This window comes from Pseudenterobacter timonensis (genome assembly GCF_900021175.1).
Taxonomy (GTDB): Bacteria; Pseudomonadota; Gammaproteobacteria; order Enterobacterales; family Enterobacteriaceae; genus Enterobacter; species Enterobacter timonensis.
In genome coordinates, this window is record NZ_FCOP01000011.1 from 1,020,625 (window position 1) to 1,045,277 (window position 24,653).

At 56.8% G+C, this 24,653-nt stretch carries 25 protein-coding genes and 5 tRNA genes; 20 read left to right on the forward strand and 10 right to left on the reverse strand.

Going from position 1 to position 24,653, the window contains the following annotated elements:
• The first annotated feature begins 45 nt into the window (after positions 1-45).
• From ybgC to pnuC, 14 genes are all read left to right on the forward strand, one after another.
• Positions 46-450 carry a tol-pal system-associated acyl-CoA thioesterase gene (ybgC, locus tag BN3796_RS11115; protein WP_061708396.1) on the forward strand — a complete coding sequence of 135 codons (405 nt, stop codon included), beginning with the start codon at positions 46-48 and terminating at the stop codon, positions 448-450.
• Positions 447-1,139 (forward strand): Tol-Pal system protein TolQ, encoded by a 693-nt coding sequence (gene tolQ / locus BN3796_RS11120; RefSeq protein ID WP_061708397.1) that lies wholly within the window; start codon positions 447-449, stop codon positions 1,137-1,139. The genes ybgC and tolQ overlap by 4 nt, the downstream gene beginning before the upstream one ends.
• 3 nt (positions 1,140-1,142) lie before the next feature.
• Positions 1,143-1,571 carry a colicin uptake protein TolR gene (gene tolR / locus BN3796_RS11125; RefSeq protein ID WP_061708398.1) on the forward strand — a complete coding sequence of 143 codons (429 nt, stop codon included), beginning with the start codon at positions 1,143-1,145 and terminating at the stop codon, positions 1,569-1,571.
• Positions 1,572-1,609: 38 nt separating this feature from the next.
• The gene (gene tolA, locus BN3796_RS11130; RefSeq protein ID WP_061708399.1) at positions 1,610-2,902 is read left to right on the forward strand and encodes a cell envelope integrity protein TolA; all 1,293 of its coding nucleotides are present in this window, start codon (positions 1,610-1,612) and stop codon (positions 2,900-2,902) included.
• A gap of 134 nt (positions 2,903-3,036) precedes the next feature.
• Positions 3,037-4,329, forward strand: coding sequence for a Tol-Pal system beta propeller repeat protein TolB (tolB, locus tag BN3796_RS11135; protein WP_061708846.1), 1,293 nt, complete (start codon positions 3,037-3,039; stop codon positions 4,327-4,329).
• 34 nt (positions 4,330-4,363) lie between these two features.
• Entirely contained in the window at positions 4,364-4,888 is a 525-nt protein-coding gene (gene pal, locus BN3796_RS11140; protein WP_061708400.1) for a peptidoglycan-associated lipoprotein Pal, read from the forward strand.
• A gap of 9 nt (positions 4,889-4,897) precedes the next feature.
• Positions 4,898-5,692 carry a cell division protein CpoB gene (gene cpoB, locus BN3796_RS11145; RefSeq protein WP_061708401.1) on the forward strand — a complete coding sequence of 265 codons (795 nt, stop codon included), beginning with the start codon at positions 4,898-4,900 and terminating at the stop codon, positions 5,690-5,692.
• 161 nt (positions 5,693-5,853) lie between these two features.
• Positions 5,854-5,929 (forward strand) — tRNA-Lys (locus BN3796_RS11150).
• Positions 5,930-6,065: 136 nt separating this feature from the next.
• Positions 6,066-6,141 (forward strand) — tRNA-Val (locus BN3796_RS11160).
• Positions 6,142-6,144: 3 nt separating this feature from the next.
• Positions 6,145-6,220, forward strand: a tRNA-Lys gene (locus BN3796_RS11165).
• Between the two features lie 145 nt (positions 6,221-6,365).
• A tRNA-Lys gene (locus BN3796_RS11175) sits at positions 6,366-6,441 on the forward strand.
• A 23-nt stretch (positions 6,442-6,464) separates the two neighbouring features.
• Positions 6,465-6,540 (forward strand) — tRNA-Lys (locus BN3796_RS11180).
• 482 nt (positions 6,541-7,022) lie between these two features.
• Complete coding sequence (gene nadA / locus BN3796_RS11185) at positions 7,023-8,066, forward strand: quinolinate synthase NadA (RefSeq protein WP_061708402.1); 1,044 nt, start codon at positions 7,023-7,025, stop codon at positions 8,064-8,066.
• Between the two features lie 36 nt (positions 8,067-8,102).
• Positions 8,103-8,825 carry a nicotinamide riboside transporter PnuC gene (gene pnuC, locus BN3796_RS11190; RefSeq protein ID WP_061708403.1) on the forward strand — a complete coding sequence of 241 codons (723 nt, stop codon included), beginning with the start codon at positions 8,103-8,105 and terminating at the stop codon, positions 8,823-8,825.
• On the opposite strand, the gene zitB is transcribed toward pnuC, so the two are convergent.
• Complete coding sequence (gene zitB, locus BN3796_RS11195; RefSeq protein ID WP_061708404.1) at positions 8,819-9,754, reverse strand: CDF family zinc transporter ZitB; 936 nt, start codon at positions 9,752-9,754, stop codon at positions 8,819-8,821. The two genes, pnuC and zitB, sit on opposite strands and share 7 nt — an antisense overlap.
• Before the next feature lie 104 nt (positions 9,755-9,858).
• Complete coding sequence (locus tag BN3796_RS11200) at positions 9,859-10,353, reverse strand: YbgS-like family protein (RefSeq protein ID WP_061708405.1); 495 nt, start codon at positions 10,351-10,353, stop codon at positions 9,859-9,861.
• A gap of 320 nt (positions 10,354-10,673) precedes the next feature.
• Between BN3796_RS11200 and aroG the strand changes: the two genes are divergently transcribed.
• On the forward strand, positions 10,674-11,726 hold the full coding sequence (gene aroG / locus BN3796_RS11205; RefSeq protein WP_061708406.1) for a 3-deoxy-7-phosphoheptulonate synthase AroG: 1,053 nt from the start codon (positions 10,674-10,676) through the stop codon (positions 11,724-11,726).
• A gap of 79 nt (positions 11,727-11,805) precedes the next feature.
• Here the strand turns inward: aroG and gpmA are convergent, their stop codons facing one another.
• The 7 genes from gpmA to modE all read right to left on the reverse strand — a co-directional run bounded on the left by gpmA (position 11,806) and on the right by modE (position 19,675).
• Positions 11,806-12,558 carry a 2,3-diphosphoglycerate-dependent phosphoglycerate mutase gene (gpmA, locus tag BN3796_RS11210; protein WP_061708407.1) on the reverse strand — a complete coding sequence of 251 codons (753 nt, stop codon included), beginning with the start codon at positions 12,556-12,558 and terminating at the stop codon, positions 11,806-11,808.
• Between the two features lie 251 nt (positions 12,559-12,809).
• Positions 12,810-13,850, reverse strand: coding sequence for a galactose-1-epimerase (galM, locus tag BN3796_RS11215; protein WP_061708408.1), 1,041 nt, complete (start codon positions 13,848-13,850; stop codon positions 12,810-12,812).
• On the reverse strand, positions 13,844-14,992 hold the full coding sequence (gene galK / locus BN3796_RS11220) for a galactokinase (protein ID WP_061708409.1): 1,149 nt from the start codon (positions 14,990-14,992) through the stop codon (positions 13,844-13,846). Before galK ends, galM begins: the two co-directional genes overlap by 7 nt.
• 2 nt (positions 14,993-14,994) lie before the next feature.
• Positions 14,995-16,041 (reverse strand): galactose-1-phosphate uridylyltransferase, encoded by a 1,047-nt coding sequence (galT, locus tag BN3796_RS11225; RefSeq protein ID WP_061708410.1) that lies wholly within the window; start codon positions 16,039-16,041, stop codon positions 14,995-14,997.
• Positions 16,042-16,050: 9 nt separating this feature from the next.
• Complete coding sequence (gene galE, locus BN3796_RS11230) at positions 16,051-17,067, reverse strand: UDP-glucose 4-epimerase GalE (RefSeq protein WP_061708411.1); 1,017 nt, start codon at positions 17,065-17,067, stop codon at positions 16,051-16,053.
• Between the two features lie 279 nt (positions 17,068-17,346).
• Entirely contained in the window at positions 17,347-18,819 is a 1,473-nt protein-coding gene (modF, locus tag BN3796_RS11235; RefSeq protein WP_061708412.1) for a molybdate ABC transporter ATP-binding protein ModF, read from the reverse strand.
• Between the two features lie 67 nt (positions 18,820-18,886).
• The gene (modE, locus tag BN3796_RS11240; RefSeq protein ID WP_061708413.1) at positions 18,887-19,675 is read right to left on the reverse strand and encodes a molybdenum-dependent transcriptional regulator; all 789 of its coding nucleotides are present in this window, start codon (positions 19,673-19,675) and stop codon (positions 18,887-18,889) included.
• Positions 19,676-19,804: 129 nt separating this feature from the next.
• On the opposite strand from modE, the gene BN3796_RS11245 reads away from it, so the two are divergent.
• The 4 genes from BN3796_RS11245 (at position 19,805) to modC (ending at position 22,656) form a co-directional block, all read left to right on the forward strand.
• The gene (locus BN3796_RS11245; protein ID WP_061708414.1) at positions 19,805-19,954 is read left to right on the forward strand and encodes an AcrZ family multidrug efflux pump-associated protein; all 150 of its coding nucleotides are present in this window, start codon (positions 19,805-19,807) and stop codon (positions 19,952-19,954) included.
• 179 nt (positions 19,955-20,133) lie between these two features.
• Positions 20,134-20,910, forward strand: coding sequence for a molybdate ABC transporter substrate-binding protein (modA, locus tag BN3796_RS11250; protein WP_061708415.1), 777 nt, complete (start codon positions 20,134-20,136; stop codon positions 20,908-20,910).
• On the forward strand, positions 20,907-21,596 hold the full coding sequence (gene modB, locus BN3796_RS11255; protein WP_061708416.1) for a molybdate ABC transporter permease subunit: 690 nt from the start codon (positions 20,907-20,909) through the stop codon (positions 21,594-21,596). The genes modA and modB overlap by 4 nt, the downstream gene beginning before the upstream one ends.
• 1 nt (position 21,597) lies before the next feature.
• Complete coding sequence (modC, locus tag BN3796_RS11260) at positions 21,598-22,656, forward strand: molybdenum ABC transporter ATP-binding protein ModC (RefSeq protein WP_061708417.1); 1,059 nt, start codon at positions 21,598-21,600, stop codon at positions 22,654-22,656.
• On the opposite strand, the gene BN3796_RS11265 is transcribed toward modC, so the two are convergent.
• Positions 22,657-23,475 carry a pyridoxal phosphatase gene (locus BN3796_RS11265; RefSeq protein WP_061708418.1) on the reverse strand — a complete coding sequence of 273 codons (819 nt, stop codon included), beginning with the start codon at positions 23,473-23,475 and terminating at the stop codon, positions 22,657-22,659.
• Between the two features lie 141 nt (positions 23,476-23,616).
• On the opposite strand from BN3796_RS11265, the gene pgl reads away from it, so the two are divergent.
• On the forward strand, positions 23,617-24,612 hold the full coding sequence (gene pgl / locus BN3796_RS11270; RefSeq protein WP_061708419.1) for a 6-phosphogluconolactonase: 996 nt from the start codon (positions 23,617-23,619) through the stop codon (positions 24,610-24,612).
• Positions 24,613-24,653 lie beyond the last annotated feature (41 nt).

The window sequence follows — 24,653 nt, forward strand, 5'->3', positions numbered from 1 at the left end:
TAGTAGCGAAGTTTAAAAGCTCTAATTGCATTACCGGGATGTAACGTGAATACAACGCTGTTTCGATGGCCGGTTCGGGTCTATTACGAAGATACTGATGCCGGAGGAGTCGTTTACCACGCCAGCTACGTTGCTTTTTATGAACGTGCGCGAACTGAGATGCTGCGCCATCACCACTTTAGCCAGCAGGTTCTGCTGGAGGAGCGCGTTGCCTTCGTGGTACGCAAGATGACGCTGGAGTATTTCGCACCCGCCAGACTCGACGACATGCTCGAAGTCCAAACGGAAATAACATCAATGCGTGGTACCTCGCTGGTCTTCACGCAGCGGATCGTCAATGCAGAGAATACCGTACTGAACGAAGCTGAAGTGCTGATTGTCTGTGTTGATCCAACCATAATGAAGCCTCGTGCGCTTCCTAAGTCTATTGTCGCGGAGTTTAAGCAGTGACTGACATGAATATCCTTGATTTGTTCCTGAAGGCGAGCCTTCTGGTCAAACTTATCATGTTGATTTTGATTGGTTTTTCAATCGCTTCCTGGGCCATCATCATCCAGAGAACGCGCATCCTTAATGCCGCAGGCCGTGAAGCTGAAGCGTTTGAAGATAAGTTCTGGTCGGGTATCGAACTTTCCCGGCTCTATCAGGAAAGCCAGGGGCGTCGCGATAGCCTCGCAGGATCGGAGCAGATCTTCTATAGCGGTTTCAAAGAGTTTGCGCGTTTGCATCGGGCTAACAGCCATGCGCCGGAGGCGATTGTCGAAGGGGCTTCACGTGCGATGCGTATCTCTATGAACCGTGAGCTGGAAACGCTGGAAACCCACATTCCTTTCCTGGGGACCGTTGGCTCCATCAGCCCTTATATCGGCCTCTTCGGTACGGTATGGGGGATCATGCACGCCTTTATCGCGCTCGGCGCGGTGAAGCAGGCGACGCTGCAGATGGTCGCGCCGGGTATCGCAGAAGCGCTGATCGCCACCGCGATTGGTCTTTTTGCGGCGATTCCTGCGGTTATGGCCTACAACCGCCTTAACCAGCGCGTGAATAAACTCGAACAGAACTACGACAACTTTATGGAAGAGTTCACCGCAATTCTGCATCGTCAGGCGTTTACCAGCACTGAGAGCAACAAGGGGTAAACCATGGCCAGATCGCGTGGACGAGGTCGTCGCGAACTTAAGTCCGAAATTAACATCGTTCCGCTGCTGGACGTACTGCTGGTGCTGCTGCTGATCTTTATGGCGACAGCGCCCATCATTACCCAAAGCGTGGAAGTAGATCTGCCGGATGCGACAGAATCGAAGACGGTGAGCACCAATGATGATCCTCCGGTCATTATTGAAGTGTCCGGCGTAGGACAGTACAGCGTGGTGGTGGATAAAGATCGTCTGGATCAGCTCCCGCCTGAGCAGGTTATTGCCGAAGCGCAGCGCCGCCTGACGTCAAATCCGAAAACGGTCTTTTTAATCGGTGGCGCAAAAGATGTGCCTTACGATGAAATTATTAAAGCGCTGAACCTACTGCATAGCGCAGGTGTGAAGTCAGTCGGTTTAATGACTCAGCCTATTTAATCATCTGCGTAGCGGTGACGAGTTTTTGGGAACCAATAGTGTCAAAGGCAACCGAACAAAACGATAAGCTTAAGCGAGCGATAATTATCTCCGCGGTGCTGCACGTCATCCTTTTTGCAGCCCTGATCTGGAGTTCGTTCGATGAGCATATAGATGCAGCTGCTGGCGGCGGTGGGGGCGCTATCGACGCGGTAATGGTGGATCCCGGCGCGGTAGTGCAAAACTACAACCGGCAGCAACAGCAGCAGGCGAGTGCGAAACGGGCGCAAGCACAGCGGGAAAAAGAGGCGCAACAGCAGGCCGAGGAGCTGCGTGAAAAGCAGGCCGCGGAGCAGGAGCGACTCAAGCAGCTTGAGAAAGAACGTTTGCAGGCGCAGGAAGCGGCTCGCGAGCAGGCGGAACAGCAGAAGCAGGCGGAAGAAGCCGCGAAGAAAGCCCAGGAGCAGCAGAAGCAGGCGGAAGAGGCAGCAGCTAAAGCCGCCGCGGATGCGAAAGCGAAGGCTGACGCGCAGGCGAAAGAGGCCGCAGAAGCTGCGAAGAAAGCCGCAGCGGACGCCCAGAAGAAAGCGGAAGCCGAAGCTGCAAAAGCGGCCGCCGACGCGAAGAAGAAAGCGGAAGCCGAAGCTGCAAAAGCGGCTGCCGACGCGAAGAAGAAAGCGGAAGCTGAGGCGGCAAAACAGGCTCAGGCTGAAGCGGCGAAAAAGGCTGCGGCTGAGAAAGCCGCCGCCGAAAAAGCCGCTGCCGCGGAAAAAGCTGCGGCAGCCAAAGCCGCAGCAGCGGAAAAAGCCGCCGCCGAAAAAGCGGCTGCCGAGAAGGCCGCCGCCGATAAGAAAGCAGCCGCTGAAAAGGCCGCAGCGAAAGCCGCTGCTGATAAGAAAGCCGCAGCAGATAAAGCGGCCGCAGCTAAAAAAGCGGCTGCGGACAAGGCGGCTGCGGCGGATGTTGACGATCTTTTCGGTGACCTTAGCTCGGGTAAGAATGCGCCGAAAGGGACAAATAGTGGTAGCGCAGGAGGCTCCTCGCCTGCTAAAGGAAGTAAGCCGGGGCAGGGGGGCGCATCTCAGGCTGAGATCGCTTCCTATATTGCGCAGGTACAGGCCGCTATTCGTGGGCATCTCTACGACTGGGATACCTATAAAGGCAAAATGTGTACGCTGCGCGTGAACCTCAGCGCGGATGGGACGATACTTAGCGTGAAGCAGGAAGGGGGCGACCCGGCGTTTTGTCAGCAGATGTTGGCGGCAACCAGCAGAATGACAAAGTTCCCGAAACCACCTTCTCAGGCTGTGTACGAAACGTTCAAAAATGCACCGCTGGATTTCAAACCATAAGCTACAGTTTCCCCGTGTGAGCGGGGAACGGAGTTCCGGTTTTAATCACAGGGCGTGAGTAGTTTTGTCTATTTGAGTTTGTTAACATTCTGCTAAATTATCATGGGTAACGTTACCCAGGTAAGGGAGATATGATGAAGCAGGCATTACGTGTAGCATTTAGTTTCATAATCCTGTGGGCAGCCGCGCTGCACGCAGAAGTCCGTATCGAGATCACCCAGGGGGTGGACTCGGCACGTCCGATCGGTGTGGTTCCTTTCCAGTGGGCGGGTTCTGGTGCTGCGCCTGAAGATATTGGCGGCATTGTCTCTGCTGACCTGCGTAACAGCGGTAAATTTAACCCGCTGGATCGCTCTCGTCTGCCTCAGCAGCCGGGTACGGCGCAGGAAGTTCAGCCTGCGGCATGGTCTGCGCTCGGTATTGACGCCGTTGTTGTTGGCCAGGTGACCTCCAATCCTGACGGCTCCTACAACGTGGCCTATCAGCTCGTTGACACGGGCGGCGCGCCGGGTACCGTGCTCGCGCAAAATTCCTACAAGGTAAACAAGCAGTGGCTGCGCTATGCGGCCCACACCGCAAGCGATGAAGTGTTCGAGAAGCTGACCGGCATTAAAGGGGCGTTCCGTACCCGTATCGCCTATGTCGTGCAGACCAACGGCGGTCAGTTCCCGTATGAGCTGCGCGTATCCGATTACGACGGTTACAACCAGTTTGTGGTTCACCGTTCTCCGCAGCCGCTGATGTCTCCGTCATGGTCGCCTGATGGTTCCAAACTGGCCTACGTGACCTTCGAAAGCGGTCGTTCTGCGCTGGTGATCCAGACGCTGGCCAACGGCGCGGTGCGTCAGGTCGCCTCGTTCCCGCGTCACAACGGTGCGCCTGCCTTCTCTCCGGACGGTACAAAACTGGCGTTTGCGCTCTCTAAAACCGGTAGCCTGAACCTCTATGTGATGGATCTCGCTTCAGGTCAGATTCGTCAGATTACCGACGGTCGCAGCAACAATACTGAACCGACCTGGTTCCCGGATAGCCAGAACCTGGCGTTCACGTCTGACCAGGCTGGCCGTCCGCAGATCTACAAAATGAATATCAACGGCGGCGCTCCGCAGCGTATTACCTGGGAAGGTTCGCAGAACCAGAACGCTGATGTAAGTAGCGATGGCAAAACAATGGTCATGGTAAGTTCTGCTGGTGGTCAGCAGCACATTGCCAAACAAGATCTGGTAGCGGGTGGCGTACAAGTCCTGTCGTCAACGTTCCTGGATGAAACGCCAAGTCTGGCACCTAACGGCACGATGGTAATCTACAGCTCTTCTCAGGGGATGGGATCTGTGCTGAATCTGGTTTCTACAGATGGGCGTTTCAAAGCGCGTCTTCCGGCAACTGACGGACAGGTAAAATCACCTGCCTGGTCGCCGTATCTGTAATAATAATTAATTGATTACTAAAGGAATCTTAGAAATGCAACTGAACAAAGTGCTGAAAGGGCTGATGATCGCTCTGCCTGTCATGGCAATCGCGGCGTGTTCTTCCAATAAGAACGCAAGCAATGACCAGAGCGGCGAAGGCATGATGGGTGCCGGCACTGGTATGGATGCTAACGGCAACGGCGGCAACATGTCTTCTGAAGAGCAGGCGCGTCTGCAGATGCAGCAGCTGCAGCAGAACAACATCGTTTACTTCGATCTGGACAAGTATGACATCCGTTCTGACTTCGCAGCGATGCTGGATGCGCACGCTAACTTCCTGCGTAGCAACCCGTCCTACAAAGTCACCGTAGAAGGTCACGCTGACGAACGTGGTACCCCGGAGTACAACATCTCCCTGGGTGAACGCCGTGCTAACGCAGTGAAAATGTACCTGCAGGGCAAAGGTGTGTCAGCGGATCAGATCTCCATCGTTTCTTACGGTAAAGAAAAACCTGCAGTACTGGGTCATGACGAAGCGGCTTACTCCAAAAACCGTCGTGCCGTACTGGTTTACTAAGAGAATTGCATGAGCAGTAACTTCAGACATCAACTGTTGAGTCTGTCGTTACTGGTTGGCATAGCGGCCCCCTGGGCCGCTTTTGCTCAGGCGCCAATCAGTAGTGTCGGCTCAGGCTCGGTCGAAGACCGTGTCACTCAACTCGAGCGTATTTCTAACGCTCACAGCCAGCTTTTAACTCAGCTTCAGCAGCAGCTCTCCGATAACCAAAGCGATATTGACTCCCTGCGCGGGCAGATTCAGGAAAACCAGTATCAGCTCAACCAGATCGTCGAGCGCCAGAAGCAGATTTTGCTGCAAATTGACAGCCTCAGCAGCGGCGGCGCGGCAGCGCAACCGGCAACGGGCGATGCCAGCGGGGCAGCTACAGCAGCGCCAGCACCGGCGGGAGATGCTTCAGCCGCCACAGGCGCGCCTGTACAGAGCGGTGATGCGAATACCGACTACAACGCAGCGTTTGCCCTGGTGCAGGACAAATCGCGTCAGGATGACGCGCTGGCGGCGTTTCAGAACTTCGTGAAAAAGTACCCGGATTCAACCTATCAGCCGAATGCCAATTACTGGCTCGGACAGTTGAATTACAATAAGGGGAAAAAAGACGATGCGGCTTTCTATTTTGCCTCTGTGGTGAAAAATTATCCTAAATCACCGAAAGCACCCGACGCGATGTTTAAGGTGGGGGTAATCATGCAGGACAAAGGTGATACCGCCAAGGCTAAAGCCGTCTACCAGCAGGTGATTAGCAAATACCCGGGCACCGATGGTGCTAAACAAGCGCAAAAACGCTTAAATAGTCTGGGATGATTATCGCATGACCAGAAATCGCATTATTTCTGGTCGTGCCGCATGATTCCTAAGCAGTTAAGTGATCTTTGTCGAAATTTTTGTTGCGCTAAAATCTGAAATCAGTAATATATGCCGCCGTTGCCACGGGATATCAAACATCTCAAAAGCAACGCAAAAGTGGGTCGTTAGCTCAGTTGGTAGAGCAGTTGACTTTTAATCAATTGGTCGCAGGTTCGAATCCTGCACGACCCACCAATCGTTCTGGTGGAAACGAAAGTAGAACGTGAAGGATAACGTTGCGTCAGCAACGGCGCGTAGGGCGAGGCGAAGCCGAGTCATCCTGCACGACCCACCACTAACTAAGGTTAGTAGAAGTATCCAGCGCAGTATCGGGTGATTAGCTCAGCTGGGAGAGCACCTCCCTTACAAGGAGGGGGTCGGCGGTTCGATCCCGTCATCACCCACCACTCGGGTCGTTAGCTCAGTTGGTAGAGCAGTTGACTTTTAATCAATTGGTCGCAGGTTCGAATCCTGCACGACCCACCACTTTTCAAGTGGAACAGAGAGTAAAACGTGAAGGATAACGTTGCGCCAGCAACGGCCCGTAAGAGCGAGGCGAAGCTGAGTCATCCTGCACGACCCACCACTTTTCGGTGGAACGAGTAAAAATCTTCGAAGTCAGCACCCGAATGGGTCGTTAGCTCAGTTGGTAGAGCAGTTGACTTTTAATCAATTGGTCGCAGGTTCGAATCCTGCACGACCCACCACTTCGAAGAAAAAATCCCATAAGGGGTCGTTAGCTCAGTTGGTAGAGCAGTTGACTTTTAATCAATTGGTCGCAGGTTCGAATCCTGCACGACCCACCAGTGTAAAAAGGCGCCCTAAAGGCGCCTTTTTGCTATCTGCGATGCCAATGATTCGAACCTGCAGCAGGTTCGGGTCGACAAAATTGTCGGGAACAATTTTGAACAACGCGTAGCGTTGGCCCGAGGGTGAGTCTCAGGATGAGACGAGTAAAGAAGTGAGACACTGGAGCCGCCTGCGGCGACGGCCCGTAAGGGCGAGCGAAGCCGGGTCATCCTGCACGACCCACCAGTGTAAAAAGGCGCCCTAAAGGCGCCTTTTTGCTATCTGCGGTATTAACGATTCAAATTTTCTTAAACCTCTTGGTTTTGTAGGTCGGGTAAGGCGAAGCCGCCACCCGACAAATGCTTCCCTATCTATTTCCGGTGACTTTTGCTCGCAAATTAGCTATCTTGTTTAGTATATAAAACACCATTGCCACAGTTTTTGCTATTTCCCGCAAAATGAAGGCAATATTGTTAAGCCAGAAAAACGAGAAGCCATAATGAGCGTGATGTTTGATCCTGAAGCTGCGATTTATCCTTTTCCTCCTAAGCCCGTCCCGCTGACCCTGGACGAAAAGCAGTTCTACCGCGAAAAAATCAAGCGTCTGCTCAAGGAGCGGGACGCGGTCATGGTGGCGCACTACTACACCGATCCTGAGATCCAACAGCTCGCGGAAGAGACCGGCGGCTGCATCTCCGACTCGCTGGAGATGGCGCGCTTTGGCGCCAGGCATCCCGCCTCCACGCTGCTTGTAGCCGGGGTGCGCTTTATGGGCGAAACGGCCAAAATACTCAGCCCGGAAAAAACGATCCTTATGCCCACGCTCAACGCGGAGTGCTCGCTCGATCTCGGCTGCCCCATTGAGGAATTTAGCGCCTTTTGCGATGCGCATCCTGACAGAACGGTAGTTGTCTATGCGAACACCTCTGCAGCGGTAAAGGCGCGGGCGGACTGGGTGGTAACGTCCAGCATTGCCGTCGAGCTGATCGATTATCTCGACAGTCTTGGGCAAAAGATTATCTGGGCGCCGGACAAACATCTCGGCAGCTATGTGCAGAAGCAGACCGGTGCTGACGTGTTGTGCTGGCAGGGGGCCTGTATCGTTCATGACGAATTTAAAACCCAGGCGCTGATGCGCATGAAAGGGCTCTATCCTGAGGCTGCGATCCTGGTGCACCCGGAGTCGCCTCAGTCAGTTGTCAGCATGGCGGATGCAGTCGGCTCGACCAGCCAGCTTATCAATGCGGCCAGAACGCTTCCCCATCAGCAGCTTATCGTTGCCACCGATCGCGGGATCTTCTATAAAATGCAGCAGGCGGTGCCGGAAAAAACTTTATTCGAGGCGCCGACCGCCGGGGAAGGGGCGACCTGTCGCAGCTGCGCTCACTGTCCCTGGATGGCGATGAACGGCCTGAAGGCGATTGCCGAGGGGCTGGAAACGGGCGGAACCGCCCATGAGATCCATGTGGATGCCGCCTTGCGTGAAGGGGCGTTACTGCCGCTTAATCGTATGCTCGATTTTGCAGCTACACTACGTTCATAACAGGGCGGTCCACACACCACAGGCTTCGGGGACAAGATGGATTTTTTTAGCACACAGAACATCCTGGTACATATACCTATTGGGACAGGCGGCTATGACCTGTCATGGATTGAAGCCGTGGGGACCCTGGCGGGCCTGCTCTGTATTTGGCTTGCCAGCCTGGAGAAAATCAGCAACTACGCGTTTGGCCTGATTAACGTCACGCTCTTCGCGATTATTTTCTTTCAGATCCAGCTCTACGCCAGCCTGCTGCTCCAGCTCTTTTTCTTTGCGGCGAATATTTATGGCTGGTACGCATGGTCCCGGCAGAACAACGAGCAGGAGGCGGCGCTGCACATCCGCTGGTTGCCGCTGCCGAAGGCGCTGGGTTGGCTTGCCGCCTGCGTAATCGCCATCGGGTTAATGACTGTCTATATTAATCCGGTGTTCGCGTTTCTCACGCGTGTGGCGGTGACGGCGATGTCTGGGCTGGGGCTGAATGTCACTATGCCGGAACTTCAGCCTGACGCCTTTCCGTTCTGGGACTCCTGCATGATGGTGCTCTCGATAGTCGCCATGATCCTGATGACCCGAAAATACGTTGAGAACTGGCTCTTGTGGGTCATCATTAATGTGATAAGCGTGGTGATATTCGCTCTGCAGGGGGTCTATGCCATGTCGCTGGAGTACCTCCTGCTCACCTTTATCGCCCTCAACGGCAGCAGGATGTGGATGAACAGCGCGCGTGAACGGGGCTCCCGCGCGCTATCCGGTCAGTGATGATGGTGCGTATGGGGGGAGTGTAGCTCATTGAGATGACAGTCTGCCCCGGCGCACGGCTGGTATTCCATCTGTATGGTGGCATGCGCTATCGCGTAGTGATGCTCCAGAAAATGTTGAATCCTTCCCAGCAGCGCATCGTGATCGTGCGGCGGGATCACCTGCACATGCAGTGTGATAACCGGTTTTTCCCCCACCTGCCAGAGGTGAACATGGTGAACGTTGCGCACTTCCGGCAACGAGCGGCAGAGGTTACGTTTGAGGTCGGGGATATCCATTGAGACCGGCGCGCCTTCCAGCAGCTCGTTGACGCTCTCCTGCAAAAGTTTCCAGGCGCTGCGCAGCACAAGGCATGAAACCAGTATCGACAGGATCGGGTCGACCGGGGTCCAGCCGGTGGTCAGGATCACCACAGCGGCCACGATGGCGCCTACCGAGCCCAGCAGATCGCCCAGCACATGGAGCGCGGCGGCGCGTACGTTTAAGTTCTTCTCTGCGCTACCGCGATGCAAAATCCAGAATGCCAGCAGATTGGCAATTAACCCGGCGACAGCGATGACGATCATCGTCGTGCCGGCGACGGGTTGTGGGAAGCGAAAACGCTGGATCGCTTCCCAGACAATCAGAATAGTAATCACCACCAGCGCGATGGCGTTCACAAAGGCGGCAAGGGTGGTGAGGCGCAGCCAGCCGAAGGTGTGGCGGGCGTTGGGTGGGCGGCGGGCAAATTGTACCGCCAGCAGCGCGAACAGCAGGGCGGCGGCGTCGGTCAGCATATGGCCCGCATCGGCCAGCAGCGCGAGCGAGCCGGAGATAAGCCCCCCGATCACCTCTATAACCATGAATGTGGCGGTAACGGCGAAAGCCAGCATTAGCCGTCTGGCGTTTTCATCCTGATTGCCGTGCGAATGGGAGTGCGAGTGCGCCATAGTGAAATCCTGATTCGTTATTATTCCCTGCAGAGTGTTAAATATTTTGCACAAAAAAGAAAGGAGAGCCCAGGCTCTCCTCTTCGTCATTCACCGAAACAGACTTACTGGGTGGTGCCGTCCGTTTTAGTGTTGACATCGGTATCGCCATTCACGGAACCGACTTTGTCATTGGTATCCGGGCAACGACCATCCTTGCACATGGTATTTTTGTGCATTTCTTCTGTGGACATATTGTCATGGTTCATGGTGCCAGTAGTGCCTGTCGCGCTGGTACCCGTAGTGCCGGTGGTGCCGGTAGCGCTGGTACCCGTAGTGCCGGTGGTGCCGGTAGCGCTGGTGCCGGTCGTAGAGTCAGTGCCGGTTGCGCTTGTCCCGGTGGTATTAGTATTGGTACTGCTTTTGTTAATATTGGTGCCATCAAGGTTATTTGGCGCAATATTCTCTTTCGCGCCAGGCGCCACCTGGCCCGCATCCGCAGCGGCGTTCGCCTGGCCGTTATTATCGGCTGAACCGGTGGTATCGGCAGCCAGCGCGGCGCCGCTTGCCATGGTCAGAGTTGCTGTCAGGAAAAGGGTTGCCAGTTTAGTCATTTTCATCTTACTGCTCCTGTTCTGGTCGTTATATGCTGGATAACTTCGTCCAACAGTACACAGGCGATAAAAGTAGTCGCTCAGTGGTGAAAGATCCCGACCGCAGAATCTTAGCCAGTACGGAATCGCGTTAAAGTGCATAAACAGAGTGGTTACAGTTAAAAAGTGTAGGGTAAATCTCGTTTTTCGCTACTTTGTGAGGTTTTTTTAGCGTATTCCAGGAATAATCCGTGAGAAGTGTAAAAGGCAGTTTACACTTCCGGGGTGACAAGATAGATTGAAAGCATTGCATTCCCCAAAAAAAATATGGCAACGCTGGAAAGAAGATGAATTATCAGAACGACGATTTACGTATTAAAGAGATCAACGAGTTATTACCGCCCGTAGCGCTCCTTGAAAAATTCCCCGCCACTGAAAACGCCGCCAATACCGTCTCTCACGCCCGTAAAGCGATCCACCAGATCCTGAAAGGTGAGGACGATCGACTGCTGGTGATTATAGGTCCTTGCTCCATTCACGATCCGGCGGCAGCCAAAGAGTATGCGGCACGACTGCTGACGCTGCGGGAAGAGCTGAAGGGCGAGCTGGAGGTGGTGATGCGCGTTTACTTTGAAAAGCCGCGTACCACCGTCGGCTGGAAAGGGCTGATTAACGATCCGCACATGGATAACAGCTTCCAGATTAATGACGGCCTGCGCATCGCCCGTAAACTGCTGCTGGATATTAACGACAGCGGCCTGCCGGCGGCGGGAGAATTCCTCGATATGATCACCCCGCAATACGTTGCCGATTTGATGAGCTGGGGAGCGATTGGTGCGCGTACCACCGAGTCCCAGGTACACCGCGAACTGGCGTCGGGGCTTTCCTGCCCGGTAGGATTTAAAAATGGCACCGACGGCACCATCAAAGTGGCCATTGATGCCATCGGCGCCGCGAGCGCGCCACACTGTTTTCTCTCGGTCACCAAGTGGGGCCACTCCGCGATTGTGAACACCAGCGGCAACGGCGACTGCCATATCATCCTGCGCGGCGGTAAAGAGCCGAACTACAGCGCGAAGCATGTGGCGGAGGTGAAAGCGGGCCTGGAGAAAGCGGGTCTGCCGCCACAGGTGATGATCGACTTCAGCCATGCCAACTCCTGCAAGCAGTTTAAAAAGCAGATGGAGGTGGGCGCCGACGTCTGCGAGCAGATCGTGAAGGGTGAGAAAGCGATTATCGGCGTAATGATTGAAAGCCATCTGGTGGAAGGCAATCAGAGCCTGGAGAGCGGCGAGCCGCTGGTCTACGGTAAAAGTGTTACCGACGCCTGCATCGGCTGGGAAGATACCGATACCCTGCTGCGCCAGCTGGCCGCCGCGGTCAAAGCGCGTCGCGGTTAAGAAAATAAAAAAGCCGGATCGCACAGGCGATCCGGCCAGCAGAGAGTCCGGTACGCGCTATGCGCGACCGGGCTTTTTTTTACTTCGCTTTACCCTGGTTCGCTACCGCTGCCGCTTTGGCTGCGATCTCTTCTGCGTTGCCCAGATAGTAGTGTTTAATCGGCTTGAAGTTCTCATCGAACTCGTAAACCAGCGGCACGCCGGTCGGGATGTTCAGTTCGAGAATCGCTTCTTCGCTCATGTTATCCAGGTATTTCACCAGCGCGCGCAGGGAGTTACCGTGAGCTGCGATGATCACGCGCTCACCGCTTTTCAGGCGCGGCAGAATGGTTTCATTCCAGTACGGTACGACGCGGTCAATGGTCAGCGCCAGGCTTTCGGTAGTTGGCAGTTCCGCGTCGGTCAGTTTGGAGTAGCGCGGATCGTGGCCCGGGTAACGTTCATCGTCTTTGGTCAGCTCTGGCGGAGTCACCGCGAAGCCGCGACGCCACTGTTTCACCTGCTCGTCACCATACTTTTCAGCGGTTTCCGCTTTGTTCAGACCCTGCAGCGCGCCGTAGTGACGCTCGTTCAGTTTCCAGGATTTCTCAACCGGCAGCCAGGCCTGATCCAGCTCGTCCAGCACGTTCCACAGCGTATGGATGGCACGTTTCAGCACAGAGGTGTAAGCAAAATCAAAGGTAAAGCCTTCCGCTTTCAGCAGCTTACCGGCTGCTTTCGCTTCGCTTACCCCTTTCTCGGACAGGTCAACGTCATACCAGCCAGTAAAGCGGTTTTCGTTGTTCCACTGGCTTTCGCCGTGACGAACCAGAACCAGCTTAGTTACAGCCATATCGTACTCCTCAAGCATTTTGAATGATAACAATTCTCATTATATTGCCGTAGCTGTGCCAGCGGCAACGCTTACCCATAACCATAGCGAAAATAGTCACGCAGTGTAAGCTGCTTGTGAATACAGGGTTATGTTTTTGTCCTTGAATGGCGCTATTTTCAGCAATATGCGCAGAAAAAAGCCCTCCGGTGGAGGGCTGATGATTGGTGTTATTCCCGCAGGCGGGGTAAGTGAAGCGCCACCGGCAGAGATTATCGCGGCGTAAACTGATATACCGTCACGCTGACATACTCTTCCCCCGGGCGCAACACGCAGTCTGGCTGCGGCCACTCCGGATGGTTCGGGCTGTCCGGCAGAAACTCGCTTTCCAGCGCCAGCCCCTGCCAGGCGTTATAGTCGCCATGTTCGCGTGCGGCGGTGCCTGCCAGAAAGTTGCCGGAATAGAACTGCAGCGCCGGAGCCGTCGTATAGACCGACATTTGCAATTTCTTGTCCGCCGACCAGACGTGAGCAGCCGGCTGCTTCATATCCCCCTGAGCGGTCAGCAGGAAGGCGTGGTCGTAGCCGTTTACCTTGCGCTGATCGTCATCGCTTAAGAAATCCTGGCCGATGGTTTTCGGCTGGCGGAAATCAAAGCTCGTACCGGAGACCAGCTTCAGTCCCTCATGGGGGATCCCCATCTCATCCACCGGCAGATAAGCATCCGCCAGAAGCTGCAGATGGTGGTCGCGCACGTCGCTCTGGTCGCCGTCGAGGTTGAAATAGGCGTGGTTGGTCAGGTTGACCGGGCAGGGCTTATCGACCGTGGCGCGATACTCAATGGCCAGACGGTTATCCTCGCTCAGGGTAAAGCGGGCCGAGGCGATAAGGTTGCCGGGGAATCCCTGGTCGCCGTCCGGTGATTCCAGGGAAAAAAGCGCTTCGCTGTCGTTCTGCTGCACAATGCGCCAGCGGCGCTTGTCAAAGCCGTCCGGCCCGCCGTGAAGCTGGTTTTCGCCCTGACTTGACAGCAGGCTGTAATCCGCGCCGTCCAGGGTAAAGCGACTTTTGGCGATGCGGTTCGCATAGCGACCAATCGACGCGCCAAGAAAGGCGGTCTGCTCAGTATAGTGCTCCGGGGAGGGGCAGCCGAGCAGGGTTTCGCGCACGCTGCCGTCCGGCAGGGGGACGCGTGCCGAAAGCAGCGTCGCGCCCCAGTCCATCAGGGTGACGACCATTCCCGCCTCGTTGCGCAGGGTGATCAGACGCCAGGGCAGGCCATCGGCGGCGGTGGAAGGAGTCTCTTTTAACACTGTCCCGCTCCTTGTGACGCTTTGCACACGTAAAAAGTCTCTTTAATGCCGGTTTTGGCTTCGTACTGTGCCGCTACCGCTTCTTCTACCGTTGAGACCAGATCCTCAGGCACCAGCGCCACGACGCAGCCGCCGAAGCCGCCGCCGGTCATGCGTACGCCGCCTTTCTCACCAATCGCGGCTTTGACAATCTCCACCAGGGTGTCGATTTGCGGCACGGTGATTTCAAAATCGTCGCGCATGGAGGCATGGGACTCGGCCATCAGCTCGCCCATACGCTTCAGATCGCCTTTTTCCAGCGCGCTGGCCGCTTCTACGGTACGGGCATTCTCGGTCAGGACGTGACGCACGCGTTTCGCGACTACCGGATCCAGCTCCGAGGCCACCTTATTGAACTCTTCAAGGGTGACGTCGCGCAGGGCGGGCTGCTGGAAGAAGCGCGCGCCGGTTTCGCACTGCTCGCGGCGGGTGTTGTATTCGCTGCCCACCAGGGTGCGCTTAAAGTTACTGTTGATGATGATCACCGCCGCCCCTTTCGGCAGGGAGACCGCTTTGGTGCCAAGCGAGCGGCAGTCGATCAGCAGGGCGTGATCTTTCTTGCCGAGCGCGGAGATGAGCTGGTCCATGATGCCGCAGTTACAGCCGACAAACTGGTTCTCCGCCTCCTGGCCGTTGAGGGCGATCTGCGCCCCGTCCAGCGGAAGATGGTAGAGCTGCTGAAAGACGGTTCCCACCGCCACTTCCAGCGAGGCGGAGGAGCTCAGTCCGGCCCCCTGCGGCACGTTGCCGGTGATCACCAGATCGGCGCCGCCGAAACTCTTGTCGCGCTGCTGGAGATGCTTCACCACACCGCGCACGTAGTTCGACCACTGCTGGGTTTCATGCGCCAGAACAGGCTCATCCAGCGAGAACTGGTCGATTTCGTTATCGTAGTCAGCCGCAATCACGCGCACCTGACGGTCGTCGCGTTTTGCGCAGCTAATAACGGTTTGATAGTCAATGGCGCACGGCAGCACGAAGCCGTCGTTATAGTCGGTGTGTTCGCCAATCAGGTTAACGCGGCCCGGCGCCTGGATAGCATGGGTGGCAGGGTAGCCGAATTTTTCAGCAAACAGGGATTGTGTTTTCTCTTTCAGACTCATTATTAAACTCCTGATTCGCGATAATGGACGTCGCTGACCGCGCGCAGGCGTTCCGCCGCCTGTTCCGCCGTCAGATCGCGCTGGGTTTCCGCCAGCATCTCGTAGCCCACCATAAATTTACGTACCGTTGCCGAGCGCAGCAGCGGCGGATAAAAATGGGCGTGCAGCTGCCAGTGCGCATTCTCTTCGCCATTAAACGGCGCGCCGTGCCAGCCCATCGAGTAAGGGAAGGAGCACTGGAAGAGATTATCGTAGCGGCTGGTCAGCTTCTTCAGCGCCAGCGCCAGATCGTCGCGCTGGGCGTCGTTCAGGTCGGTGATGCGTTGTACATGCGCTTTTGGCAGCAGCAGCGTCTCAAACGGCCAGGCGGCCCAGTAGGGCACAACCGCCAGCCAGTGCGCGGTTTCCACTACCGTGCGGCTGCCGTCGGCCAGCTCGCGTTGCACGTAATCCACCAGCATCGGGGAGCCCTGCTGCGCGTAATAGTCGCGCTGCAGACGATCTTCGCGCTCGGCCTCGTTGGGTAAAAAGCTATTCGCCCAGACCTGACCGTGCGGATGTGGGTTAGAGCAGCCCATCGCCGCCCCTTTATTTTCAAACACCTGAACCCAGGGATAGTGCTGGCCTAAGTCGGCGGTTTGCGCCTGCCAGGTTTTCACCACCTCTTTCAGCGCCGCGACGCTCAGTTCCGGTAGCGTTTTGCTGTGATCGGGTGAAAAGCAGATCACGCGGCTGGTGCCGCGCGCGCTCTGGCAGCGCATCAGCGGATCGTCGCTTTCCGGCGCGTCCGGCGTGTCGGTCATCAGCGCCGCGAAGTCGTTGGTAAAGACGTAGGTGCCCTTGTAATCGGGATTCTTATCGCCGGTGACGCGGGTATTGCCCGGGCAGAGAAAACAGTCGGGATCGTGCGTCGGCAGCTTCTCGCTGGACGGCGTCTCCTGGGCGCCCTGCCAGGGGCGCTTTGCGCGATGCGGTGAAACCAGAATCCATTGCCCGGTTAAGGGGTTGTAGCGTCGATGCGGATGATCGACGGGATTGAATTGCGTCATGACAAATCCTTAGTCTGGATACCCCTGCGGATGGCGTGACTGCCAGCGCCAGGTATCTTGTGCCATCTCATCAAGCGTGCGGGTAACACGCCAGTTTAGCTCGTTGTCCGCTTTCGTCGCGTCTGCCCAGTAGGCCGGGAGGTCGCCGTCGCGACGCGGCGCAAAATGATAGTTCACCGGCTTGCCACAGGCCTTGCTGAAGGCGTTGACCACGTCCAGCACGCTGCTGCCCACCCCCGCGCCGAGGTTGTAGATATGTACGCCCGGCTTGTTGGCCAGCTGCTGCATGGCGGCCACGTGGCCGTCTGCCAGATCCATCACGTGGATATAGTCGCGCACGCCGGTGCCATCTTTGGTCGGGTAATCATTGCCAAAGACCGCCAGCGATTCGCGGCGCCCGACGGCGACCTGGGCGATATAAGGCATCAGGTTATTCGGAATACCCTGCGGATCTTCGCCCATATCGCCTGACGGATGGGCGCCGACCGGGTTGAAATAGCGCAGCAGGGCAATGCTCCACTCCGGCTGGGCTTTCTGCAGATCGGTCAGGATCTGTTCCACCATCAGCTTGCTCTTGCCGTAGGGGCTTTGCGGCGTGCCGGTAGGGAAGCTTTCAACGTAGGGGATTTTCGGCTGATCGCCATAGACCGTGGCGGAGGAGCTGAAGATAAGGTTTTTTACGTTCGCCGCGCGCATGGCGGCGATGAGACGCAGCGTACCGTTGACGTTGTTATCGTAGTATTCGAGCGGTTTCGCCACCGATTCGCCCACCGCCTTCAGGCCCGCAAAGTGGATCACGGTATCAATGGCGTGGTCGTGGAGGATCTCGGTCATCAGCGCTTCGTTGCGGATATCGCCCTCCACGAAGGTGGGCTGGTTACCGCCGAGACGCTCAATAACGGGCAGCACGCTACGCTTGCTGTTGCAGAGGTTGTCGAGGATCAGAACATCATGGCCATTTTGCAGCAATTGCACACAGGTATGGCTGCCAATGTAACCGCTACCACCTGTTACCAATACTCTCATAATTCGCTCCGTTAAGCCTATGGTATGAAATAAACATAGCATAACAGAGCGCGTAAAAGTGTGACATGGGATAAAATAGTGGAATCGTTTACACTGCGTATTTTATCCATTTAAATGATGGTGTACGCCATAGTAAATCAATTAGTTAAAGGTGCAATCCTGCTGATTGTCTGAAAAAGAGGGCACAGCGTTACGCCGGGTGGCGGCTAAGCCTTACCCGGCTGATATCCCTGTAGACCTGAAGCGCAGCGAATCAGGCGCGAAGAGTGTGCTTTTGACTTACCGAATACGACTCAGATCGTAGCGATAGCCTTCATCCTGCGGGATAAAGGCGAGCCGGTGGGTGATGCAGGCGGGGGCATCCTCGGCGTGATGGGAGACAAACAGTAGTTGCGTTTCACCTTCGCCAATCAGCACATCCACAAAACGCCGGATTAGCTGGCGGTTGAGCGGGTCCAGCCCCTGTAGCGGCTCGTCGAGGATCAGCAGCGTCGGATGTTTGACCAGCGCCCGCACGATCAGCGCCAGCCGCTGTTGCCCCCAGGAGAGGCTATGAAACGGCGCATCCGCCACCCGGTTATCCATTCCAAGAATATCAAGCCACTGCTGCGCCAGCATGCGCTGCTTATCCGATACCGCCTGATAGATACCGATAGAGTCGAAATAGCCTGACAGAATGACGTTACGCACCGAGGTACTGACGCGATAGTCCAGATGCAGGCTGCTGCTGACATAGCCGATATGCTTTTTGATATCCCAGATGGTTTCGCCGCTTCCGCGACGGCGGCCAAAGAGCGTCAGATCGTTGCTGTAGCCCTGAGGATGATCGCCGGTGATAAGACTCAGCAGGGTTGATTTACCCGCTCCGTTGGGGCCAGTAATCTGCCAGTGCTCTTTGGGATTGACGGTCCAGCTCAGCCGATCGAGCACCGCCCGATCGTTATAAGAGACCACGCCGTTGTTCAGCACGATGCGTGGCTGGTCGTGGGGGAGAGCGTGGCGGGCGGGCGGGGCGTCCGGCTCGGGAAGAGCAATCTCGGCAAGCTTCTCGCTGTGCGCCAGCTGGGCAATCAGCGCCTGCTGAAGCAGCGTCGCTTTCGGCCCGGTCTCCGTCAGGGTACAGTCCGCCAGCACTCCCGCATACTGCACAAAATCGGGAATTTCATCAAAGCGGTTGAGCACCAGCGCCAGCGTATAACCCTGCTGGTTAAGCTCCTCCAGCAGCAGGGCCAGCTGTGCGCGAGATGCCACGTCCAGGCCATCGAACGGTTCGTCCAGAATCAGCAGATCCGGTTCCCCCATCAGCGCCTGGCAGAGCAGAGTCTTGCGGGTTTCGCCGGTAGAGAGGTATTTGAAGCGACGCGACAATAGCCCGCTAATACCAAACTGCGCCGCCAGGGCGCGGCAGCGGGCATCATCCTGGATCTCATCCTGAATGATCTCCGCGGTGGTGCGTCCGGTATCCTCTTCGCCGGGGCTGAGCAGATCGGTATTGTTCCGCTGCCACTCGTCGCTGACCAGTTTTTGAAGCTGTTCGAAAGAGAGGCGCGTCAGGCGGCGAAAATCGCAGCGCCGCTCGCCCTGCAGTAGCGGCAGCTCCCCTGCGAGGGCGCGGGCAAGGACTGATTTGCCGCTGCCGTTTGCGCCGACAAAGGCCCAGCTTTCCCCCGCACGTAGCGTCAGGTTGCCCGTGTTAAGCGTGCGCGTATCGCCAACGCGAAACGTACCTTGCGAAATTTGCAATGATGACATGAGTTATCCCGTTTTTTGCAGCAACAGCGTTCAGGGATACCCACAGACGGTATGTTTGTCAATGCGCTTAGCACAACGTGGCGATAATGATCCGATCGGCGTTAAAATATGCCGTCACTTCCCGATCTTCTTCCAGATCCGCCGCCCCGGAGGAGGGTACCGTGGCGCAAAGGCGCTGGCCGTCCGGCAATGTCATTAGCACCTCACACTGCGTTTCGCCGCGCTCAATATGGCTTATCGTGCCGCGCAGCTGGTTATCCGCCCCCTGTGCCTGTGCGGGGTCGCACGTCACGTTAACCCACGGCGCTTTCAGCAGGATCAGCACCTCTTTGCCTTCCTCCAGCCCCAGCCGCTCGCCGCTCTGCGCGGTGACCGCGACCTTCAGGCGGGTGGCACCATCGGCCAGCAATACCTCTACATGCTGCTGGATCTGATCGCGATCCCGGGCGGTGATTGTGCCAAACCACTGATTGCGGGCGCTGGTCTGTAGCGAGAAGCGGGAGAGCGCCGCCAGCAGGCTGTCGAGCGGTACATCATCGTTGTCGCTCAGGGCATCAAACGCTTTCTGCTGGATCTGCGCCAGCAGATCGTATAGCTGGATCAGGCGGCGACCGTAGCGGGTCAGCGCCGCACCGCCGCCGCCCCTGCCACCGGTGGCGCGATCCACCAGCGGCTGTTCGCTCAGGGTATTCATCTCATTGATGGCATCCCAGGCGCTCTTGTAGCTGATGCCGGCGTTTTTTGCCCCCTGGCTAATGGAGCCGGTTTGTTCTATCTGTTTAAGCAGGGCGATCCGACGCGGATCGGCAAACAGCTTTTGCTGGAGTTTCAGGGTAAGAAGGATTTCAGCCTGCATAACGCGGTATCCTGACAAAAATTCTATTGTGACCCAATTGGCCCTACGCGCAAAGGGCACCGCACAAAAGGGGATGTTTTTCTGACGTTTCGGGTTAGAATAAGATGTTCACAATATCTGGAGAAAGCCATGTTAGAGTTGTTGAAAAGTCTGGTATTCGCCGTGATCATGGTCCCAGTGGTGATGGCTCTCATCCTCGGCGCCATCTACGGCCTGGGTGAAGTGTTCAACGTCTTTTCTAAAATTGGTCACCGCGACCAGCCCAAAAAACAGCACTGATTCCCTCAAATCGCCCGGCCTGTCCGGGCGTTTTGCTCTCAAGTTTCCCCGCCCTGCGCCGATAATTTTTCTGACCGATCGTACCCCTTAATCGTTACCTTACCCGACGGTAAATCGCTGGCGTTCCGCTTCCTCTTTCCGTTATATTTATATTTATATAACGAAAGGAGGAGTGAAGAATGACACGTACCTGGGTACGCCTTTTTGCAGGCGCGACGTTAACCCTCGTCATGGCCGGGCAGGCGCTGGCGCAGGAGGGGAAAATTACGGTCTTTGCCGCGGCGTCATTAACCAACGCCATGCAGGATATTGCGGCGCAGTATAAGAAAGAGAAAAATGTTGAGGTTGTCTACTCCTTTGCCTCATCCTCCACGCTGGCACGCCAGATAGAGGCAGGCGCGCCGGCCGATCTCTTTATCTCTGCCGATCAGAAGTGGATGGATTACGCGGCGGATAAGAAAGCGATCGATATCGCTACCCGTGAAACGCTGCTGGGCAACAGCCTGGTGGTAGTGGCACCGAAAGCGAGCGCGCAGGGGGAGTTCACGGTTAACAAACAGACGCCCTGGACCACGCTGCTGCACGGCGGTCGCCTGGCGGTAGGCGATCCGGACCACGTTCCGGCGGGCATCTACGCCAAAGAGGCGCTGCAAAAGCTGGGCGCCTGGGATACCCTGTCGCCGAAACTGGCCCCAGCGGAAGATGTACGCGGCGCGCTGGCGCTGGTAGAGCGTAACGAAGCGCCGCTCGGTATTGTCTACGGCTCTGACGCGGTTGCCAGCAAAAGTGTTAAGGTGGTCGGCACTTTCCCGGAAGATTCCCACCAGAAGGTGGAATATCCGGTGGCCATCGTGGATGGACATAAAAATGCGGCGGTGAGCGCGTTCTGCAACTACCTGAAAGGGCCAGAAGCTTCCGCTATCTTTAAACGCTATGGATTTACCACGCACGAATGATACTGACGGATCCCGAATGGCAGGCGGTACTGCTGAGCCTGAAAGTCTCTTCCCTGGCCGTTGTTTTTAGTCTCCCCTTTGGGATCTTTGTCGCCTGGCTGCTGGTACGCTGCCGATTTCCGGGTAAAGCGTTGCTCGACAGCCTGATTCATCTTCCTCTGGTCCTGCCGCCGGTGGTGGTGGGATATCTGCTGTTAATCACGATGGGGCGCCGCGGATTAATCGGCCAGTGGCTCTATGACTGGTTCGGTCTGACCTTTGCCTTTAGCTGGCGCGGTGCGGTGCTGGCGGCGGCGGTAATCTCCTTTCCACTGATGGTGCGGGCGATTCGCCTCGCGCTTGAAGGGGTGGACATCCGGCTGGAGCAGGCTGCCCGCACGCTGGGTGCCGGGCGCTGGCGGGTCTTTTTGACCATCACGCTGCCGCTCATCCTGCCGGGGATTATTGTCGGCACCGTGCTGGCGTTTGCCCGTTCGCTGGGGGAGTTTGGCGCGACCATCACCTTTGTCTCTAACATTCCCGGGGAAACCCGCACCCTGCCGTTAGCGATGTATACCCTGATCCAGACTCCCGGCGGGGAGGGGGCCGCCACGCGGCTGTGCGTGATTTCGATTGTGCTGGCGCTGGCGTCACTCCTGGTCTCCGAGTGGCTGGCGCGCCTCAGCCGTCAACGAATGGGGAAATAAGATGCTGGAGCTCCACTTCACCCAGACGCTGGGCAATCACACGCTGTCGCTTAACGAAACGCTGCCCGCCAGCGGCATTACCGCTATCTTTGGCGTCTCAGGCGCAGGCAAAACCTCTCTTATCAACGCTATCAGCGGCCTGACGCGCCCGCAGAAGGGGCGTATCGTCCTTAACGAACGGGTACTGAACGACGTGGAGCGGGGGATCTACCTTGCGCCGGAGAAGCGCCGTATCGGTTATATTTTTCAGGATGCGCGACTCTTTCCGCACTACAGCGTGCGCGGCAACCTGCGTTACGGCATGGCGAAAAGCATGGCGGGGCAGTTTGATAAGCTGGTGGCGCTGCTGGGCATTGAGCAGCTGCTCGATCGGCTGCCCTCTTCGCTTTCGGGGGGAGAAAAACAGCGCGTGGCGATTGGCCGGGCGCTGCTTACCGCGCCGGAGCTGCTGCTGCTGGATGAGCCGCTGGCTTCGCTGGATATTCCGCGTAAGCGCGAGTTACTGCCCTATCTGCAGCGGCTGGCGCGCGAGATTAATATCCCCATGCTCTATGTGAGCCACTCGCTGGATGAAATTTTGCATCTGGCGGATAAGGTGCTGGTGCTGGAAGCGGGGAGTGTGAAGGCGTTCGGGAATCTGGAAGAGGTGTGGGGCAGCAGCGTGATGCATCCGTGGCTGCCGCAGGATCAGCAGAGCAGCATTCTGCGCGTCAGCGTGCTGGAGCACCATCCGCACTACGCCATGACCGCGCTGGCGCTGGGCGATCAGCATCTGTGGGTAAATAGGGTGGATAAGCCGCTGCAGTCGGTGCTGCGCATCCGTATCCAGGCTTCGGACGTTTCGCTGGTGCTCCAGCCGCCGCAGCAGACCAGTATTCGCAACGTGCTGCGCGCCAGAGTCGCCCGTTGCTACGATGATAGCGGGCAGGTGGAGGTCCAGCTTGAGATAGGCAGTAAGACGCTCTGGGCGCGGGTGAGCCCCTGGGCCAGGGATGAGCTGGGCATCAGGCCCGGCCTGTGGCTCTACGCGCAGATCAAGAGCGTCTCCATCACCACCTGATCAGAGCAGGTGGGTGTAGATAAATTTAGCGATGCTGTCGGTCGTGTTATCGCCAATCACCACGTTCGCCCGCGCCTTTACCGCGTCGTCGGCGTTACCCATCGCCACGCCCATGCCTGCCGCTTCCAGCATGCTGATATCGTTATAGTTATCGCCAAAGGCGATCACATCGCTCATAGAGCCGCCCCGGGACTCAATGTACCGGGTCAGGCGCTTGCCCTTGCTGTTGCCCCGGCGGGCAATATCCACCTGATCGTGCCAGGAGCGTTCGCACTCCAGCCCGAGCGTCTCTTCCACGTGGCTGGCAAAATGGTTGAGCTTGACGGAATCTTCGTCGGTCAGGGCAAATTTCCAGATGGCATTCACCTCCCGGGCGGCATCACGCAGCGAAGCGACCTGGGTAAAGACCGGACGCTGGGCCTCCGGCAGCGACTGCGCCCAGTTACGCGTGCGGATCACGTGGCCGGTAGGGCGCTCAAAGAGCATAGCGTCGTCCACGTACATCAGGCCGTGAACGTCATGTTCGTCCAGTAGCGTAATTAATTTCAGCGCATCGTCTGCGGGCAGCGGATCGGCTTCCAGCACCTTTTTTGCATGATAATCATACGAATAAGTGCCATTGCAGCAAATTGCAGGTGTATCCAGCGCCAGTGCCTGATAAAAAGGATGAATGGCAACGTGGTGTCGGCCCGTCACGATGAGGAGTTGATATCCCGCTTCCTGGGCGCGCTTCAGCGCCTCGAGGGAGGAGGGGAGCAGGGTTTTTTGCGGAGTAAGCAGTGTGCCGTCTAAATCCAGCGCAATTACACGAGAGGTCATTTTTTCTTCCGGATTGATAATGAATGTAATTTCTTCAGGGATGGTACACCGGGAGGCGATACCGACAAAATTCCTGGCTAAAATTCAGCATTCACCGTTAAAAACTCACCACTTTCACGTGCAGTGACGAAAGGAGTATTCATGAAACAAACTGTTTATACCGCCAGCCCGGAAAGCCAGCAGATCCACGTCTGGCGTCTGAACGCCGAAGGCTCCCTCACGCTGGTGCAGGTTGTCGATGTGCCAGGGCAGGTTCAGCCGATGGTTATCAGCCCGGATAAACGTTTTCTCTACGTCGGCGTGCGCCCGGAGTTCCGCGTGCTGGCCTATCGTATCGCTCCTGACGACGGCGCGCTGACCTTCACCGCCGAAGCGCCGCTGCCGGGCAGCCCGACCCATATCTCCACCGACCGTTCAGGCCGTTTTCTCTTTAGCGGCTCCTATAATGCCGGCTGCGTGAGCGTTACCCGCCTGGAAGACGGGCTCCCGACCGAAACCGTCGAGGTGGTGGAAGGGCTGGAAGGCTGCCACTCCGCCAACATCTCCCCGGACAACCGTACCCTGTGGGTGCCCGCTCTCAAGCAGGATCGCATCTGCCTGTTTACGCTGAGCGATGACGGCCATCTGGTGGCGCAAAACCCGGCGGAGGTAACCACCGTGGAAGGGGCAGGCCCGCGTCATATGGTCTTCCACCCCAACCAGAAGTTCGCCTATGTGGTAAACGAGCTGAACAGCTCCGTCGACGTCTGGGCGCTGAGCGATCCGCACGGTCAGATCGAGTGCGTGCAGACACTGGATATGATGCCTTCCGACTTCTCCGACACCCGCTGGGCGGCGGACATTCATCTCACCCCGGACGGCCGTCATCTCTACGCCTGCGATCGTACCGCCAGCCTGATCACCGTCTTTAGCGTCTCCGAAGATGGCAGCGTGCTGGCGATTGAGGGCTTCCAGCCGACCGAAACGCAGCCGCGCGGCTTTAACATCGATGACAGCGGTAAGTTCCTTATTGCGGCGGGGCAGAAATCCCACCATATCGCGCTCTATGAGATCAAAGGAGTGCAGGGGCTGCTGGAGGAAAAAGGCCGTTACGCCGTGGGCCAGGGGCCGATGTGGGTGGTCATTAACGCACACTAAGCCGAAAAAGAAAAAACCTCGCCAGCGCGAGGTTTTTTTAT

What these genes read in the sequence shown, in the direction of transcription:
- tolR (WP_061708398.1), top strand. Translation starts at nt 1,143, where the DNA reads ATGGCCAGATCGCGTGGACGAGGTCGTCGCGAACTTAAGTCCGAAATT.
- tolB (WP_061708846.1), top strand. Translation starts at nt 3,037, where the DNA reads ATGAAGCAGGCATTACGTGTAGCATTTAGTTTCATAATCCTGTGGGCA.
- pal (WP_061708400.1), top strand. Translation starts at nt 4,364, where the DNA reads ATGCAACTGAACAAAGTGCTGAAAGGGCTGATGATCGCTCTGCCTGTC.
- cpoB (WP_061708401.1), top strand. Translation starts at nt 4,898, where the DNA reads ATGAGCAGTAACTTCAGACATCAACTGTTGAGTCTGTCGTTACTGGTT.
- nadA (WP_061708402.1), top strand. Translation starts at nt 7,023, where the DNA reads ATGAGCGTGATGTTTGATCCTGAAGCTGCGATTTATCCTTTTCCTCCT.
- pnuC (WP_061708403.1), top strand. Translation starts at nt 8,103, where the DNA reads ATGGATTTTTTTAGCACACAGAACATCCTGGTACATATACCTATTGGG.
- zitB (WP_061708404.1), bottom strand. Translation starts at nt 9,754, where the DNA reads ATGGCGCACTCGCACTCCCATTCGCACGGCAATCAGGATGAAAACGCC.
- BN3796_RS11200 (WP_061708405.1), bottom strand. Translation starts at nt 10,353, where the DNA reads ATGAAAATGACTAAACTGGCAACCCTTTTCCTGACAGCAACTCTGACC.
- aroG (WP_061708406.1), top strand. Translation starts at nt 10,674, where the DNA reads ATGAATTATCAGAACGACGATTTACGTATTAAAGAGATCAACGAGTTA.
- gpmA (WP_061708407.1), bottom strand. Translation starts at nt 12,558, where the DNA reads ATGGCTGTAACTAAGCTGGTTCTGGTTCGTCACGGCGAAAGCCAGTGG.
- galK (WP_061708409.1), bottom strand. Translation starts at nt 14,992, where the DNA reads ATGAGTCTGAAAGAGAAAACACAATCCCTGTTTGCTGAAAAATTCGGC.
- galT (WP_061708410.1), bottom strand. Translation starts at nt 16,041, where the DNA reads ATGACGCAATTCAATCCCGTCGATCATCCGCATCGACGCTACAACCCC.
- galE (WP_061708411.1), bottom strand. Translation starts at nt 17,067, where the DNA reads ATGAGAGTATTGGTAACAGGTGGTAGCGGTTACATTGGCAGCCATACC.
- modF (WP_061708412.1), bottom strand. Translation starts at nt 18,819, where the DNA reads ATGTCATCATTGCAAATTTCGCAAGGTACGTTTCGCGTTGGCGATACG.
- modE (WP_061708413.1), bottom strand. Translation starts at nt 19,675, where the DNA reads ATGCAGGCTGAAATCCTTCTTACCCTGAAACTCCAGCAAAAGCTGTTT.
- BN3796_RS11245 (WP_061708414.1), top strand. Translation starts at nt 19,805, where the DNA reads ATGTTAGAGTTGTTGAAAAGTCTGGTATTCGCCGTGATCATGGTCCCA.
- modA (WP_061708415.1), top strand. Translation starts at nt 20,134, where the DNA reads ATGACACGTACCTGGGTACGCCTTTTTGCAGGCGCGACGTTAACCCTC.
- modB (WP_061708416.1), top strand. Translation starts at nt 20,907, where the DNA reads ATGATACTGACGGATCCCGAATGGCAGGCGGTACTGCTGAGCCTGAAA.
- modC (WP_061708417.1), top strand. Translation starts at nt 21,598, where the DNA reads ATGCTGGAGCTCCACTTCACCCAGACGCTGGGCAATCACACGCTGTCG.
- BN3796_RS11265 (WP_061708418.1), bottom strand. Translation starts at nt 23,475, where the DNA reads ATGACCTCTCGTGTAATTGCGCTGGATTTAGACGGCACACTGCTTACT.
- pgl (WP_061708419.1), top strand. Translation starts at nt 23,617, where the DNA reads ATGAAACAAACTGTTTATACCGCCAGCCCGGAAAGCCAGCAGATCCAC.